At 67.5% G+C, this 16,775-nt stretch carries 6 protein-coding genes and 2 pseudogenes; 7 read left to right on the forward strand and 1 reads right to left on the reverse strand.

Going from position 1 to position 16,775, the window contains the following annotated elements:
* Window positions 1-432: 432 nt before the first annotated feature.
* From HW130_RS02415 to HW130_RS35565, 7 genes and pseudogenes are all read left to right on the forward strand, one after another.
* Complete coding sequence (locus tag HW130_RS02415; RefSeq protein WP_309140296.1) at window positions 433-1,878, forward strand: VCBS repeat-containing protein; 1,446 nt, start codon at window positions 433-435, stop codon at window positions 1,876-1,878.
* Window positions 1,879-2,620: 742 nt separating this feature from the next.
* Window positions 2,621-4,177, forward strand: a complete 1,557-nt coding sequence (locus tag HW130_RS02420; protein WP_256355788.1) for a VCBS repeat-containing protein — start codon at window positions 2,621-2,623, stop codon at window positions 4,175-4,177.
* Window positions 4,178-4,200: 23 nt separating this feature from the next.
* Window positions 4,201-7,845, forward strand: coding sequence for a LamG domain-containing protein (locus HW130_RS36630; protein ID WP_177147665.1), 3,645 nt, complete (start codon window positions 4,201-4,203; stop codon window positions 7,843-7,845).
* Window positions 7,846-8,034: 189 nt separating this feature from the next.
* Window positions 8,035-14,847, forward strand: coding sequence for a polymorphic toxin-type HINT domain-containing protein (locus tag HW130_RS02430; protein ID WP_177147666.1), 6,813 nt, complete (start codon window positions 8,035-8,037; stop codon window positions 14,845-14,847).
* Window positions 14,848-14,879: 32 nt separating this feature from the next.
* Window positions 14,880-15,785, forward strand: a complete 906-nt coding sequence (locus tag HW130_RS02435) for a hypothetical protein (protein WP_177147667.1) — start codon at window positions 14,880-14,882, stop codon at window positions 15,783-15,785.
* 166 nt (window positions 15,786-15,951) lie between these two features.
* Window positions 15,952-16,173 carry a hypothetical protein gene (locus HW130_RS02440; protein ID WP_256355789.1) on the forward strand — a complete coding sequence of 74 codons (222 nt, stop codon included), beginning with the start codon at window positions 15,952-15,954 and terminating at the stop codon, window positions 16,171-16,173.
* A 102-nt stretch (window positions 16,174-16,275) separates the two neighbouring features.
* Window positions 16,276-16,502 (forward strand): annotated as a pseudogene (locus HW130_RS35565) (XRE family transcriptional regulator); the annotation flags it as partial.
* A gap of 41 nt (window positions 16,503-16,543) precedes the next feature.
* On the opposite strand, the pseudogene HW130_RS35570 reads toward HW130_RS35565, so the two are convergent.
* Window positions 16,544-16,702 (reverse strand): annotated as a pseudogene (locus HW130_RS35570) (site-specific integrase); the annotation flags it as partial.
* Window positions 16,703-16,775: the final 73 nt, after the last annotated feature.

A 16,775-nucleotide genomic window follows, 5' to 3' on the forward strand; every position in this document is an offset into this window, starting at 1 on the left:
CGTGTTTCTGAACTGAAGGCCAGTGCGGTCGCCCACCCGGGAGTACGGCGCGATCGGAGTGTGGCATTCCCGACGACGGACGAACCATCAGCTGCCGCCGCAACCACGCAGTCGGCTGTGCGGCATGTCCACCGGGCGTTACTTGCCGTCGATCACGGATGCGCGTGCGCGGCGTCAACTCCGCGATCTCCCAGTCGTACTTGAGCCGGTCATACGCATGCAGACCGGCAAGTCGCACCCGAGTCCGGCTCGTCAGGCAGATTTTCGAAGACCTCCGGCGGAGTGCCGCCGGCATCACGCAGGGGAGGACTCAGTCCATTGAACATCAGAACGCGCCCGCGCCTGCGGGCCGTCCGACGGCGAACGGTGCTCGCAGCGAGTGCAGTCGTACTGACCGCCTCGGCCCTGGGCGTCAGTCCGGCGGCCCCAGCCGTGACTGTCGCCGGCTGCAGTGGCGTGGAGTCGGACTTCAACGGCGACGGCATCCGTGACACGGCGATCGCCGATCCGGAGGCGACCGTCGCGGGTCACGCCGAGGCGGGACTCGTGAGGATCGTCTACGGCGGAGGGAAGGGGACGTACGAACTCTCGCAGGACTCGCCGAACGTACAGGGGTGGGCCGAGCGGGGCGACCGGTACGGATTCGCCCTCGCCGTCTACGACGCCGACGCCGACGGCTGTGCCGACCTGGCCGTCGGTGCCCCGTACGAGGACGTCTCCACCAACGCCGACGCCGGCCTGGTGCACATCGTCTACGGCTCAGCCGCAGGCCTCAACGGCGGCAAGGTTCCCAAGGAGCACCTCCAGGGGGAGGGAACGACCATCGGCGGTGCGGCCGAGCCGGGTGACTGGCTCGGGTACGCACTCGCCGCGGGCAGGACGTCCACGGGAAGCCCGTACCTCATCGCAGGCGTACCGGGCGAGTCCATCGGCACCGTGGAGGACGCCGGCGGCTTCGTCTACATCCACGGGACCGCGCAGACCGTCGTCGGCATCATCCACCAGGACGTCGAGACCGGAGGTGCGGTGCCGGGTGTCGCCGAGCCGGACGACCGGTTCGGCGCGTCGCTCGCCACCACGCCGACCCACTTCGCCGCGGGCACCCCGGGCGAGGCGCTCGGCACCGTGCCGTTCGCCGGTGGCGTGGCCGTCTTCAGCCACACGCTGTCCTCGGGCTACCCCAAGCCCCTTGCCGGCCTGGCCCAGGACCAGGACGTGATCACCGGGGCCGAGGAACCGGGCGACGGCTTCGGGACCGCTCTCGCGATGGTTCCGTACCGGGCGTCGGGTGCCACGTCCACCACCGAGTCCCTCCTGGCCGTCGGGGTGCCCGGTGAAGACCTGTCGACGACGGTCGACGCGGGAGCCGTGCAGATCTTCAAGATCTCCGCGAGCGGTGCCTTCACCGAGACGCTGTGGATCGACCAGAACACCGCGAACGTCGAGCAGGGGGGCGAGGCGGGCGACTTCTTCGGGCAGCGCCTGGCCGCCGTCAACACCGCTCCGAGCAGCACCAGTTCGGGGACGAACACCCGGCTCGCCATCGGCGTCCCCGGTGAGGAGCCGACCGAGGAGCACCGCGAGAAGGGCGGCGTCCACATCGTGCCCATGGTCGGCGCGCCCGGCGCGTCCGACTCCTGGATCGACCCGGGCTGGGGCATCCCCGGCGAACCGGCGCCGCTCCAGCTCGCGGGACTCAGCCTGGCGGCGACCCCGGGAGGGCTGTACGTCGGCATGCCGTACGGCCCGCAGGCCGGTCACGCCGTCCACCTCTTCCCGTGGAACGCGGCGAACGGCGGCGCGCCCACCCAGACCTTCAAGCCCGGTGAGGGCGGCATCCCCACGGGTGACACCTCCTTCGGTACGGCGGTGCGCTGATGAGCAACAGGAAGAACGGATACCTGTCCAGGCGCATACGACGCAGCCTCGTCCTGCGCGACGCGGTCGCCGCGGTGGCGGCCGGCGTCGTACTGACCGGGGGCTTCAACGCACTTCCCGGCGACTCAGACCGAACAGCACCGTGCCCGAGTAGTAGACGGTTGCTGCAGGCAAGCCGGTGCAGACAGAGGCCGAGGCGCTCACGATCGCCAAGAAGAGCGGCAAGAAGGTCGAGATTCTCGGCATGCGCACGGCTCGCCGTGAGATCTACGCCGAGCCAATGGCACGTTCACGGCCCAGGAGTACACCGACCCTATCCGTACCCATCAGAACGGCTCGTGGGTCGACATCGACAGGCCCCGTCGGCAGGTTCTACAGCGGAACGGTGCCCCATTCCGTTCCGTGAGACCACCGCGGATGCAGAAGCGGTCCAGCGGCCGACCGATCCGCATGGGGCGTGCTTCTGAACTGAAGGCCAGTGCGTGGTGTGGCATTCCCGACGACGGATGAGCCATCAGCTACCCCGACACCACGCAGGCGGCTGTGCTGCCTGTTCTGCCGTGGCGCGACTCGCCATCGAACGGATGTTCATATGTGGCGTCAACTCGGTGGTCCATCGACCGCACGCGAGCCGGTCGTATGCCTCCAGACCGGCAAGTAGTACCCGAATCTGGCTATTTCGGTTCAGATTTCGAAGACGTCCGGCGGTGAACCGCCGACCACCTAAGGGAGGACCAGTCCATTGGACATCAGAACGCCCCTGCGGCTGCGGGCCGTCCGACGGCGAACGGCGCTCGCCGCGAGCGCACTCGTCCTGACCGCCTCCGCCCTCGGTCTCGGCCCGGCGACGACCGGCGCGGTCGCCCCCGGCTGTTCCGGCGTGGAGTCGGACTTCAACGGCGACGGGATCCGCGACACGGCGATCGCCGATCCGGAGGCGACCGCCAACGGCAAGACGCGCGCGGGCGTCGTGCACATCGTCTACGGCGGCGGCAAGGGGGCCCTGCAGCTGTCACAGGAGACCCCGGGAGTCCCCGGCGGCTCCGAACCTGGCGACCAGTACGGCTTTGCCCTCGCCGTGTACGACGCCGACTCCGACGGCTGCGCCGACCTGGCCGTCGGCTCCCCGTACGAGGACCTCTCCACCAACGCCGACGCCGGCTGGGTGCATATCGTGTACGGCTCTCCGGCTGGTCTGAATGGTGGCAAGGCCGTCAAGGAGCACATGCAGGGCGACACAGCGACCCTGGGCGGCGCCGCCGAACCCGGCGACTGGGCCGGGTACGCACTCTCCGCCGGCAAGACGTCCGCGGACGTGCCGTACCTGATCGTCGGCATACCGGGGGAGTCGATCGGCACGGTGGAGGACGCCGGCGGCTTCGTCTACATCCACGGGACCGCGCAGACCGTGGCCAGCGTCAACCAGGACGTCGAGACGGGCGGAGCGGTACCTGGCACGGCCGAGGTGGACGACCGTTTCGGCGCGGCGATCGCCTCCACACCGACGCACTTCGCCGTCGGAACGCCCGGTGAGGCGATCGGCTCGGCGAGGTTCGCGGGAGGCGCGGCCGTCTTCAGCCACACGCTGTCGTCCGGTTCCCCCAAGCCGCTGTTCGGCTTGGGCCAGGACCAGGATGTGATCGGGGGCAGCGAGGAGCCTGGCGACGGCTTCGCGACATCACTGGCCATGGTCCCCTACCGCCCGGCAGGGGCGACGTCGACCACGGAGTCACTGCTCGCCGTCGGCGTCCCCGGCGAGGATCTGTCCACGACGGTCGACGCGGGTGCCGTCCACGTCTTCCGGGTCACCGCTTCGGGCACCTTCACCCAGACCATGTGGCTCGACCAGAACTCCGCCGACGTAGAGCAGGAGAGCGAGCCGGGCGACTTCTTCGGCCAGCGCCTTACGGCCGTCAACACCGCTCCCAGCAGTACCAGTTCTGCCGGCAATACCCGGCTCGCTGTCGGCGTCCCCGGTGAGGAGTCGTCGGAGGAGCACCGCGAGAAGGGCGGCGTCCACGTCGTGCCCATGGTCGGCGCGCCCGGGGTCTCCGACGCCTGGTTCGACCCGGGTTACGGCATCCCGGGCGAACCGGCCCCCAACCAGCTTGCGGGCCTCAGCCTGGCCGCCGCGCCGGGCGGTTTGTACGTCGGCATGCCCTACGGGCCCGCGGCGGGCCACGCGGTCCACCTCTTTCCGTGGAACGTCGCCAACGGCGGCGCCCCCACGCAGACATTCAAGCCCGGCGAGAGCGGTATCCCCGCCGGCGGCACCGCCTTCGGTGCGGCGGTCCGCTGATGAACCACAAGGAGAACGGACACGTGTCCAGACGTATACGACGCGGCCTCGGGCTGCGCGGCGCGATCGCCGCGGTGACGGCCGGCGTCGTACTGACCGGCGGCTTCCACGCGCTGCCGTACGAACCGGATGGTGCGGACGCCGCACCGAAGCAGTCCGCCGTCGGCGCGGGGACCCCCGTGCAGACGGAGGCCGAGGCCCTCGCGGTCGCGAAGAAGAGCAACAAGAAGATCGAGATCCTCGGCATGCGCACCGCGCGCCGGGAGATCTACGCCGAGCCCAACGGGACGTTCACGGCCCGGGAGTACACCGATCCGATCCGCACCTTCCGGGACGGCTCGTGGGTCGACATCGACAAGACCCTGGTGCGCCGGTCCGACGGCAGTGTGGCGCCGAAGGCGACCGCCGTGGCCCTGTCGTTCTCGGACGGCACGGCCGGCAAGCCGTTCGTCAGGATGAACCAGGCGGGCCGCGAACTGTCCCTGACCTGGCCGTACGGAAAGCTGCCGGCACCGGTCCTCGACGGTGAGACGGCCACGTACAAGGACGCGCTGCCCGGTGTGGACCTCACGGTGCGCGCGGAGGCCGACGGCTTCGGCCACCTCCTGATCGTCAAGACCCCCGAGGCCGCCGCCGATCCGAGGATCGCCCGGGTCGACCTGGGCCTCACGACCGACGGACTGAAGGTCACCGAGGCTGCCACCGGCGCGCTCAAGGCCGAGGACGCCGCCGTCGGCGGCACCGTCTTCGAGGCCGGCAAGCCCGTCATGTGGGACTCGGCCGCCGTCAAGGAGGCCGCCGCCAGGAAGCAGGGCCCGCGGGCCGTCTCCAAGGCGCTCGCCGCCGCGTCCGCGGACGCGGCTCCCGCCCCGGCCGTCGCCCCGGAGCCCGCGCTCGCCGGTCCCGGCGGTGGGGGCAAGACCTCGCCGCTCGGCGTCCAGGTCGGCAAGGGGAAGCTGTCCCTGGTGCCCGACCAGAAGCTTCTCAAGGGCAAGGACACCGTCTTCCCGGTCGTCATCGACCCGATCCAGCGCACCACCTCGCGCACCGCGTGGACCGGCGTGATGTCGGGCATGCCGACCGAGCAGGACTGGAAGTACTCCGGCAGCGCCGGTGTGGGCAAGTGCCCCACCGACTACAACCCGGTGTCCTGCAACGGCGTCGGCGTCCGCCGTGTTCTGTTCACCATGCCGATGTCGTTCTACTCGGGCAAGCAGATCCTCGGCGCGACGTTCTCCGCACGCGTCGAGCACATCTACAGCGCGACGCCGACCGCCGAGCCGATCCGGCTCTACCGCATCGGCGGCAAGAACTACAGCATCACCTCCTCCTCCAACTGGTCCAACACCTCGGACGACTGGCTCGACCACATCGGCACGGTCGAGAAGGCGATCTCGCCGACGAGTTGCTCCAGCCAGGCCAACCTGCACTTCGAGGCCGGCGCCACGGGCGAGCTGACCACCGAGGTGAAGACGGCCGCAGCCGAGGGCTGGTCCTCGATGACGCTCGGCCTGCGAGCCGCCGACGAGACCCGGCTGCCGGAGTGGAAGCGGGTCTGCGGCAACGCGTATCTGTCGATCAGCTACAACAACCTGCCGCGGAAGATCACCACGCTGTCGCAGAACCCTGGCGGTGTGTGCGCCACGGGCGCCGGCCGCCCCTATGCGGAGGTCCCGCCGCAGCTGCAGGCGGTGGCGAGCGACCCCGACCATGCCAACGGTCAGACCGACAAGGTCAAGGTCGAGTTCAAGGTGGACTGGACGGACCCGGTCACCAAGGAGGCGAAGAGCTACACGTACCTCACCCCGAGCTGGCTCGCGCCGACGCCCAGCACCAAATTCACGCACACGGTGAAGTCGACGATCCCGCAGAACACCGTCATCTTCTGGAGCGCACGCGCCTACGACGGTGACGGTTACGGGCCCTGGAGCTATGACGGCGACACGGTCCGCTGCGAGTTCATCTACGACAAGACATTGCCGGGCAAGCCGAACGTGCTCTCCAAGGAGTACCCGTCCGACAGCGTCTACCACGACGGCGTCGGCACCTACGGCTCGTTCACCTTCTCGCCCAACCCGAACGACTCGGTGCCGGACACCGATATCGTGAAGTACCGGTACGCGTTCGACAGTACGGCCTCCCCGGCTACGACTGTCAACGCCACGTCGGCAGGCGGTCCCGCGACCGTGACGTGGATGCCGCCCCGTGCGGGACGCCACTGGGTCGACGTCATCGCCGTCGACAAGGCGGAGAACCCCAGCACCAAGGCGCACTACGAGTTCCTCGTGACCGAGGGCACCCCCGTCACCGCCCAGTGGAACCTCGCCGACGCGCCGACCAGCACCGAGGCGCACGACGAGACCGGAGCCTTCTCCGCGAACGCGGGCACGGGCGTCACCTTCGGCGTGGAGGGCCCCGGCGGCAAGGTCGACGCGGCCGCCCGCTTCGACGGCACCTCCGCCGCCTACGCGGACGTCAACGAGACGGTCCTCGACTCCTCGAAGAGCTTCAGCGTCAGCGCCTGGGTCCGCCCGAAGGGCACCCCGACCCGTGACATGGCCGTCGTCAGCCAGGACGGCACCGGCGAGCCCGGCTTCACCCTCGGCTACGACCACACCGCTGGCACCTGGGCGTTCTCCGTCCCGGTGACCGACGTCGACTCGCTCGGCGAGTGGAAGGCGGTCGCCACGGGTGTCAGCGTCGTACCGGACCAGTGGATCCAGCTGACGGGTGTCTACGACGCGACCAAGTCCGAACTGCGGCTCTACGTCAACAAGGACTCCAGGGGTGTCGCCTCCCGCCGCTCGGTGTGGCGGTCCTACGGCCCGCTGCAGCTCGGCCGCACCACGGCGAAGAGCGGATACCGCGACAACTTCGACGGCGACCTCGCCGAGGTCCGCATCTTCGACCGCGTCCTGCCCGCCGCGCAGGTGGCGGAGATGATGACGGTCAAGCCGGAGCGCAAGAACTACTGGCAGCTCGACTCCTCCTCCTCGGGCTCGTCCCCGGACACGGGGACGGGGCAGGCGCTGACGCTCGCCGGCAACGCGTTGATCTTCACCATGCCGGAGGACCCGCTTTACGACGGCTACGGCCCGATGGTGGGAGCCGGTCATCTGCAGCTCGACGGCGACGGTGACTATGCGTCGACCGGGACGGCTCCGGTCAGCGGCGCGGCGAGCTTCACGGTGTCGGCACGTGTGCGGCTCACCACGCTCGACCCCGCAAGGGCGCAGACGGTGTTCTCTCTGCCCGGAATGGCAGCCAATCGTTTGAGTGTCCGGCAGCGTCCGGCGCCGGATGCGCAGACCCCGTCGATGTGGGAGCTGGCCGTCGCCGAGTCCGACTCGGCCACCGCCGCCGTGAAGACCTTCACGGACAGCCAGGCACTGCCGGAAGCCGATCCGGAAGGGCAGCACCTTGCCGTCGTCTACGACGCCTTCGGCAACACGATCCGGCTGTATGTGAACGGCCTCCTCGCCAGTGAGGCGTACGGGGAGGACAGCACCCTCTGGAGTGCCACGGGCGGTCTCCAGGTGGGCCGTTCGGCACTCGGCGGCAGCGAGTACTTCGCGGGCGCGATCGACGAGGTCCGCGTCTACAGCGGAGCCGCGGACAAGACCGCGATCCAGCAGATGGCCAGCCTCACGGTCCTGCCGGACATGTGATCCCGGCGGCGGGCGCGCCGGCCTTCCGGGGCCGGCGCACCCGCCTGTTGCCATTCCATCCCTTTCTACGTGTGGAGACACGTGATGCCATTTCGTGGCCGGTTGCTGAACCGGCGCATACCCAGGCGGCTGCTTGCAGCGACCGCCTTGGGGGTGACCATTGCCCTGACCGGCGGTACGGTCCAGGCGATGCCGCTCACCCTGCAGGAGCAGGGCCGGGGCAGACCCGGCGTGCAGGACTTCGGCGACCCCATCGAGGGCAAGGACGCCAAGGCCGCACCACGTCCGGCCGATCCGGCGAAGAAGGCCGCGGTCAGGGCGCTCGACAAGGCGGTCTGGCCCGGCGGCGGCAGCGCCGAACTCGCCGTCGCGTCCACCGCGCCGAAGGAGACGACGGTCGGCGGACTGCCGGTCGCGGTCTCCTCGGTGCCGGCCAAGGCAGCGAAGTCGGCACGCGCCGGCAGCGCCTCCGCCCCAGCCGCCCCGGCCGAGGTGAAGGTCGACGTGCTGCCCGCCAAGCGGGCAGCCGAACTTCACTCAGCCGCGCTGCTGCGCATTGAGCGCGCCGACGGCAAGGCGAAGGACGCGAAGGTGCGCCTGACCGTCGACTACTCCTCCTTCGCGGAGGGCTACGGCGGCTCGTACGCCTCCCGCCTGCACCTCGTCCAGCTGCCCGCCTGTGCGGCCGTAGCAACCCCCGGCAGCAAGGCGTGCCCCGAGCTGCCGAAGCCGCTGCCGACGGTCAACGACCCCGAGGACCGCACGGTCTCCGCCACCGTCGTCGCTGCCCCCGCTCGGGAGTCCGGCCCGTCGACGATGGCCGTCGAGGGCACGGAGATCGTCGCGCTCGCGGCCGGTCCGTCCTCGGCGCAGGGCACGTACAAGGCGACCTCGCTCTCCCCGTCGGCGAGCTGGAATGTTGCCAACTCGTCCGGCGGCTTCAGCTGGAACTATCCGATGCGGACGGTGCCCACGCCGGGCGGCCAGACGCCGACCGTGGGCCTCGGCTACTCGTCCCAGTCGGCCGACGGCCGTACCTCCGCGACCAACAATCAGGGTTCGTGGATCGGTGAGGGCTTCTCGTACGACGCGGGCTACATCGAGCGTCGCTACAAGCCGTGTGCCGACGACGGCCACTCTTCCTCAGGCGAGCAGTGCTGGGCGTTCGACAACGCCACGGTCATGCTCAACGGCAGCTCCAGCGAGCTGATCAAGGACGACAAGACCGGCGACTGGAAGTTCTCGTCCGACGACGGTACGAGAGTGGAAAAGCTCACCGGCGCCACGCACAATGGCGACAACGACGGCGAGCACTGGAAAGTCACCACTTCCGACGGCACCGAGTACTGGTTCGGTCTCAACCGTCTGCCCGGCTGGGCCACCGGTAACGAGCAGACCGGCTCCACGTGGACCGTCCCCGTCTTCGGTGACGACTCCGGCGAGCCCTGTTACAACGCCACCTTCACCAGCGCGCACTGCAAGCAGGCCTGGCGCTGGAGCCTGGACTACGTCAAGGACACCCACGGGAACGTGATGTCCTACTTCTACGCACCCGAGACGAACCACTACGCCCTCAACGGCAAGACGGACGTCAACGGCACGGCATACCACCGCGGCGGCTATCTCAAGCGGATCGACTACGGCGAGCGCGACGGCTCCGTCTACGCGGCCGATGCACCCGCCCGCGTCGTTTTCAACGTTCTCGAACGCTGCCTGCCCACCACGGACTTCGATTGCGCGGAGTCCAAGCGCACCAAGGCGAACGCCGCGTACTGGCCGGATACACCGGTCGACCAGGAGTGCAAAGCCGACACCAAGTGCACCGTCGGACAGACCTTCTGGACGACGAAGCGGCTGACCGGCATCACCACCCAGATGCGCAAGGACGCGGCCACCTACCAGGACGTGGACGCGTGGACGTTCACCCACCTTTTCACTGACAACGGCGACGACTCGAAGACCCTGTGGCTGTCGAAGATCGACCACGAGGGACGGGTCGGCACCGCGGCGAAGCTGCCCACGCTGGAGCTGTACGGCGAGCAGCTGGTCAACCGGGTCGACGCGATCGGCGACAACATCGCGCCGTTCCACCGCTACCGCCTCGCAGCCGTCCTGAGCGAGACCGGGGCCCAGCTCGACATCAACTACGCGCCGACCGAGTGCACCAAGGACGCGCTGCCCAAGCCGGGTGAGTCGACCAAGCGCTGCTACCCGGTCAAGTGGGCACCGCCCGGAACGATCGAGCCGATCACGGACTGGTTCCACAAGTACGTCGTCGCCGAGATCGTGGAGACGGACCGCACCGGTGGCGGCGACAGCCTGGTCACCCGGTACGCCTACCAGGGTGACGCGGCCTGGCGTAAGGCGAAGCCGGACGGCATCACCGAGGACAAGTACCTCACGTGGGGCGGCTGGCAGGGCTACGGCAAGGTCACCGTCACCTCGGGCAGCGCAGACAAGCAGACCTCGCGGATCGACTACACGTATCTGCAGGGCATGGACGGCGACAAGGACTCCGCCGGCGCCACGCGTTCGGTGAAGGTCAAGGACTCCACCGGCGTCGAGTACACCGACTCGGAGGAGTTCACAGGCCACCAGCTGGAGGCGCACACCTACGACGGAACCAAGCTCGTCTCCAAGGTGATCAACCAGCCCTGGAAGTACACCACCGCAACACAGACCCGCAGCTGGGGCACATCGCACTCGGTCATCGTCCGCTCCGACACCGAGCGTGGCTACAGCCTGCTGTCCGACGGCACCTGGCGCGAGACGAAGAGCACCACGAAGTACGACACCACCAACGGCACCGGCCGGGTGCTGGAGGTCGACGACCAGGGTGACGTCTCCACGACGGCCGACGACACCTGTACGCGCACCTGGTACGCCGACAATGTCGGGGCGAACATCCTCTCCCTGCCCTCCCGCAGCGAGGCCGTGGGTGTAAAGTGCTCTGCCACACCCGACCGAAGAACTCAAGTCCACGCGGACGAGCGCACCTCCTACGACGGCAAGGCGTTCGGCGAGGCCCCCACCAAGGGCGATGCCACCAAGACTGAGCGCCTCACGTCGCACGACGGAACCACGGGCACCTACCAGGTCACCGGCACCACCACGTACGACGCCTTCGGCCGCCCGCTGTCTCAGACGGACGCGTCCGGAGCCGAGACCAAGACGGCTTACACGGACGTCAACGGCCTGATCTCGCAGACCAAGAACACCAATGCGCTGGGCCACGTCACGACCACCGACTATGTCCCGGCCTGGGGCATGTCGACCGGCCAGACCGACCCCAACGGCAAGCGCACGGACCTTGCCTACGACGCTCTCGGCCGCCTGACCTCGGTCTGGCTCCCCGACCGGGCCAAGATCCAGACCCCGAGTATCAAGTACTCGTACAACGTCCGCCGCGACAAGGTCACAGCGATCCGGACGGAGAAGATCGAGAACGACGGTTCATACGGCTCTGAGTACCAGCTGTACGACAGCCTGCTGCGCCCGCGCCAGATCCAGACCGAGGGGCCGGGCGGGACGCGGATGGTCGCGGACTCGTTCTACGACGGCACGGGCAAGGTCAAGAAGACCTACGCCACGTACAACGCGGCGGGCGTGGCCTCCGACGAACTGCTGATCGTCCGAAACGGCGAGGTCGGCCAGCAGAGCCTGATGGAGTACGACGGCCTCGGCCGGCCGACCGCGCAGATCATGGCGGTCTCGGGCGTCGAGCAGTGGCGCACCACCACGACGTACAACGGTGAACGCACCACCGTCGACCCGCCGAAGGGCGGCGTACCCACCACGACCATCACGGACTTCGCCGGCAATACCAAGGAGATCTGGCACTACCGGGACGACTCGCCGAACCCGTTGTCCGGCTACGACGTCACGAAGTACACCTACACCCCGAAGAACCAGCTCGAGACGGTCACGGACGCCAAGGGCAACCAGTGGCGCTACGAGTACGACCTGCTGGGCCGGAAGACGAAGAGCGTCGACCCGGACGCGGGGACCTCGACCACCCAGTACGACACCCTCGACCGACCCGTCTCGGCGACCGACAGCCGTGGCAAGAAGATCTCCACGCTGTACGACAAGCTGGGTCGTCCGCTTTCCACCTGGCAGGGTGACGTCACGACCGGCACCCGGCTGACCGAAACCCGGTACGACAAGGCGGGGATGCTCGGCCACGCGTGGGCCGACATCAGCTACGTCACGCCGACGGAGTACTTCGCCACCACCATTCAGCTGGCGGACAACTTCTACCGTCCGCTCAAGACCAACTACGTGGTGCCTGCCTCGCAGGGATCGCTGGCCGGCACGTACACGTTCACCTCGGCGTACAACCGGGACGGCACCCTGCAGTCGAGCGGCATGCCCGCCGCAGGCGCCTTGCCCGCCGAGGTGCTGGTCAGCGGTTACGACGACCTTCAGCGCCCGACGACGCTGACAGGCACGACGCCGTACGTCACCAACACCGTCTACTCCAACCGGAGCCACGTCCAGCAGCTCGAGCTGAACACGGGCGGCAAGAAGGTCTGGCAGACCTTCGACTACGAGACCGGCACGGACCGGCTCACGCGCATGGTGGTCGACGTCTACGGCGCGTCCGCCCCCGCGAAGGAGGCGAACTACTCCTACGACCAGGCCGGCAACGTCCTGTCCATCGCGGACACGTCGAACACCGCCTCACCCGACGTCCAGTGCTTCGGCTACGACTCGCGCAAGCGTCTTGCCGAGGCATGGAGCCCGGCGTCGACCGTGGCCACCGCGTCCGGGAACGGCACGATCGGCTCGACCGCTCCCGTCGAGGGTTCCGGGCCGACGGCCTGCCAGGCCGCCCCGGGCACGAACCCGCTGGGTGGCCCGGCTCCTTACTGGAAGTCGTACGTCACGGACGCCATCGGCAACCGGACGTCCGAGACGGTCCACGACACCGGCCTCAACCCGGTGAACAACATCACCCGCACCTACACCTACGGCGGGGCCGGAGCCCTCGGCAACGGGCCGCACCAGGTCACCAAGGTCATCGAGAACACCCCGACCGGTGACAAGCAGTCGACTTACGAGTACGACGCCACCGGCAACACCACCAAGCGCATCGGCGGCGACGCCCAGGTGCTGGAGTGGACCGACACGGGCAAGCTCGCCAAGGCGAAGGAGGCCAACGGGTCCGAGACGACCTACCTGTACGACAGCGGCGGCAACCGGGTCCAGCGCAAGGACCCGACCGGAACGACCGTCTACCTGCCCGGCATGGAGCTGAAGCTCTCCGCCGACGGCACCAAGAAGGAAGCCACCCGCTACTACTCCCACGCCGGCCAGACGGTCGCGGTCCGCACGAACGACAACAAGGTGTCGTTCGTCGCCTCCGACCACCACGGCACGGGCGAACTCGCCATCGACGCCACGACCGGTGCGGTCTCGCAACGCCGCTTCGACCCCTTCGGGGTCGAGCGGGGCCAGGCGACCGGTACATGGCCCGGCGAGAAGGGCTATGTCGGTGGCACGATCGACAAGTCGACCGGGCTGACACACCTGGGCGCACGTGAGTACGACGCGGTCATCGGCAAGTTCATCTCCGTCGACCCGATCATCGACCACACCCAGCCACAGCAGATCAACGGCTACGCCTACGCCAACAACAGCCCGGTCACCCTCGCCGACCCCAGCGGCCTGTATCCATGTGCGCCTGGGCTTCCGGACACCCCGACGTGTGGCAGCTGTGGAATGTTGTGCTTGCCGGAGGCCGAGGAGAAGGAAGAAGCCGAGGTCCAGGTTGCTCAGGCGGAGGGCCAGCAGTCCCAGGCCAAGCAGCGGATAAAGCAGGCGGCCACGACTCTGGTGAAGATCGCCCGAGACATTCTCGGGGTCGATGCCGCTCTGGACTGCATATCCAGCGGTGACTTGGGCGCCTGTGGGGAAACCCTGCTCAATATCGCGGGCAGCTTCGCCGGCGGTTTGGCAGGCAAGATCCTCGCCAAGTATGGGGTGCCATGGAAGTGGGCAGATGGTGCGAAGCTCGCCAAGCGAGTTGCGGGCCTGGTCGGTGACCTCATCGGAGGCGTCAAGGACTACTTCAAGGCCTCCAAGGCCGTCGACAAGGCCAAGGACCGGCTAGCCAAGGCGAAGGATGCCCTGGCGGCGGCGAAGAAGAAGGCCGCGCGGGCTCTCGGGAAGGACAAGTGCCACAGCTTCCTCCCCGGCACCCTGGTTCTTCTCGCCGACGGCACAAAGAAGGCGATTGAGGACGTCGAGCTCGGCGACAAGGTAATTGTCACCGACCCGGAGACGGGCGAGACGACGGTCCGCGAGGTCGCTGGCACGATCGTCACCGAGGATGACAAGCACTTCGTCGACCTCACAATCGTCGACGAGTCCGGAACGCCCGAGGCGCTGATCGCCACCACGACGCACCCGTTCTGGGTGATGTCCGAAGGCGAGTGGGTCGAGGCGGGCAATCTGCGTCCCGGCATGACCCTGCGTACCGCCGCGGGTGACACGGTCGAGGTCACGGACACGCGCCACTTCGACAAGAGGCAGCGCACCCACGACCTCACGGTGACGGGCATCCACACGTACTATGTGCTGGCGGGCGCCACTCCGGTCCTCGTCCACAACTGCGGTGACCAGCTTGAATTTGCTCACGGAACGACTGCATCGCATGCCGACGATATTGCGGCAAACGGCCTGAGTAGCGAAGCAGCAAGAGCCGCTACGAGCGGTGGTGGTGTGGGGCAGCCAGGGAACCTGTTCTCCTACAGGGTCTCGGGAGGGTCCGATCCCAATTTCAGTACGGCGGCGCAGTGGGGTGTAACCCGGAACCGCGGTAAACAGAATGGGGCTGCGGTTCTCGTCTTCCAAATGTGCAAATGCACCTATGGTCGGCTGGTGAGTGAGGGGCACATCACCACAAGAACCACAGGTGATGGGATGCCCGAAGAAGTAATATTCGGGCCAGGCGCAATGCCTTTCTTGCGCAAGGTTGCCGACGTACGTCTAGGTTAGTAGAAAAACCTCTTAGCGGTCAGGATGCGTTCATGAGTTTCGACTGGAACAGCTTCGATGCAGTCCAAATGAATGTCGCATCCTGGCCCCTGGGTGAGCCTGACGGGTCCGGGCTCGTTCGGACCGAGTGGGAGATTCGGACACTCGGCGACGTCCCGGGAGGCCCAGTGGGTGATCAGATGAGCCTGCATCACCTGTCAGGCGACATGTCTTTCGATCTTCAGGTCCTGGGCCCGCGGGTGTTGAGTATGACGTGCGTGTGCCCCGAGGAGATGCCAGGCCCTGCCAGGCTGGGGGCGGCGTCGGTGGCTTGGAGATTCCTTGACGAGCAGGTCTCAAGGCTTTGGATGATCGGAAAGTACCCCAGAGCCGTCCTTCCAGAATTTATGAGGCAGAGGCGAGGGTTGGTGGAGCAGATCCCGGCATCCATTAGGGAGGTGTGGGTTTGGCTTTCACTGATTCGCTCCGAGCCTTTGTTGAGTGAAATGGCAGGACAATCGAGTCAGGCTGAGCGTCTGATCTCCATCGTTGGTAATTCGCCCAAGAGTCCCGTTCTCGCCGAATCCTTCTCCGAGTTGGGCTCTCGCCTTTCCGTCAGGGCCGAGACTGGGCGATCCCGGGGGCTAGGGCTGAGGCGAATTCAGAGAGCGGCCATCGAGTTCGGAGTGCGTGGAGCTAGTGATGGCTCGGTGGATTCCATGGCTTACGCCACGGAGCGGCTGTTTGATGCGCTCTTCGTTCTGGAGCGTTCGCTCGGCGTTGAAGTATCGGGCGGCCTCTCTATGGAAGAAGACAGGGCATGGTTCGATGATGCTGCGAGTCTTGCGGAGTTCGAGAGTCTGTCTTCTGGAATCCTTGACCGGAGCCGCCTTTTCTGTGGCCGGCTGGTGGACTTCTGCTCCAGCGAAGGCGCTCAACTTGCACTCAGGAATGAGTAGCGGAGCGGGTGGGACCGAACGCGTACTCAGGCAGGTGAGAAGTACCCGACGCGGCAGAAGCCAAGAGGGCTCGCAAGCTGCTTGGCGATTTCCTGATCACCAGCATTAGAGTGAGAGTTGTCCCCGATTGGAACTCACGCACGTTGTGGCGCGCGCTTTCTCCAGCATGGCTGTGTCCATCGACCTGGCGGACGACGGCGACATTGACCCGGACATCGCGACGGACATCATCGAGGCGGCTGCGGCGCTGTTCAAGGAGCTTTCAGAAGATGACCGCCGGGCGTTGGCCGCGATCATCCTCGAGGTCTCCGAGCTGGAGAGTGATCCGGTGCGAAAGAGGTGGATGCTGCACCTGCCGGAAGAGATGAGTCTCCTCGAGAGGGAATGATCCTTGGCGGCCCCCGCAGCCGCCCGATCGGACCGGAGCCAAAGCCTCCTATTAGCGACTGAAAAGCCTCGCCCACTATCTGTGGGCGAGGCTTTTCGGCAGGCCGGCACCCCCGGCATTGAAGTCCGCACCCACAGCACCACGCTCTACAACTCCCTCTACCGCGCTGACGACCAGCAACTCGTCAACGCACACGTCTGGGCGTCAACGCCTACGCCGCCCCCGTGTGGCACCTTCGCCGACACGAGACAGGCGGAATGTTCGACACCTACGCCAACAGCTTCGACGCCGTATGGGCGACCGCAACCCCCGTACACCAGGAAGGCTGACCGTGGCCCGCACCGAGTACTACGACGACCCCACCGCACCCAAGTCGGTCGCCGCTGGCCGTCTGGAGAAGCTGCCTGGCCTCGGCCGCGGTGAGGGGTCGGAAGCGTCTGGGGCGAGGCGTCGCGGTCTTGACGTTCCGGGCGACGTTGCGCGGCAGTTCGTCCTCGCGCACGACATGCTCCAGGGCGGACTTGAGTACGTGAGCCTGGGGCTGGTGAGGGCACGCGCGAGCAAATATGAAGCCCCGCCAGGTCTTTTCTGGCGGGGCTTCT

Origin of the sequence: Streptomyces sp. PKU-EA00015, assembly GCF_013387495.1 — a bacterium.
Lineage (GTDB): Bacteria > Actinomycetota > Actinomycetes > Streptomycetales > Streptomycetaceae > Streptomyces.

Bases quoted from the DNA above. Each gene is read 5' to 3' on its own strand.
- HW130_RS02430 (WP_177147666.1), top strand. From the start codon at position 8,035: ATGCCGCTCACCCTGCAGGAGCAGGGCCGGGGCAGACCCGGCGTGCAG.
- HW130_RS02435 (WP_177147667.1), top strand. From the start codon at position 14,880: ATGAGTTTCGACTGGAACAGCTTCGATGCAGTCCAAATGAATGTCGCA.
- HW130_RS02440 (WP_256355789.1), top strand. From the start codon at position 15,952: ATGGCTGTGTCCATCGACCTGGCGGACGACGGCGACATTGACCCGGAC.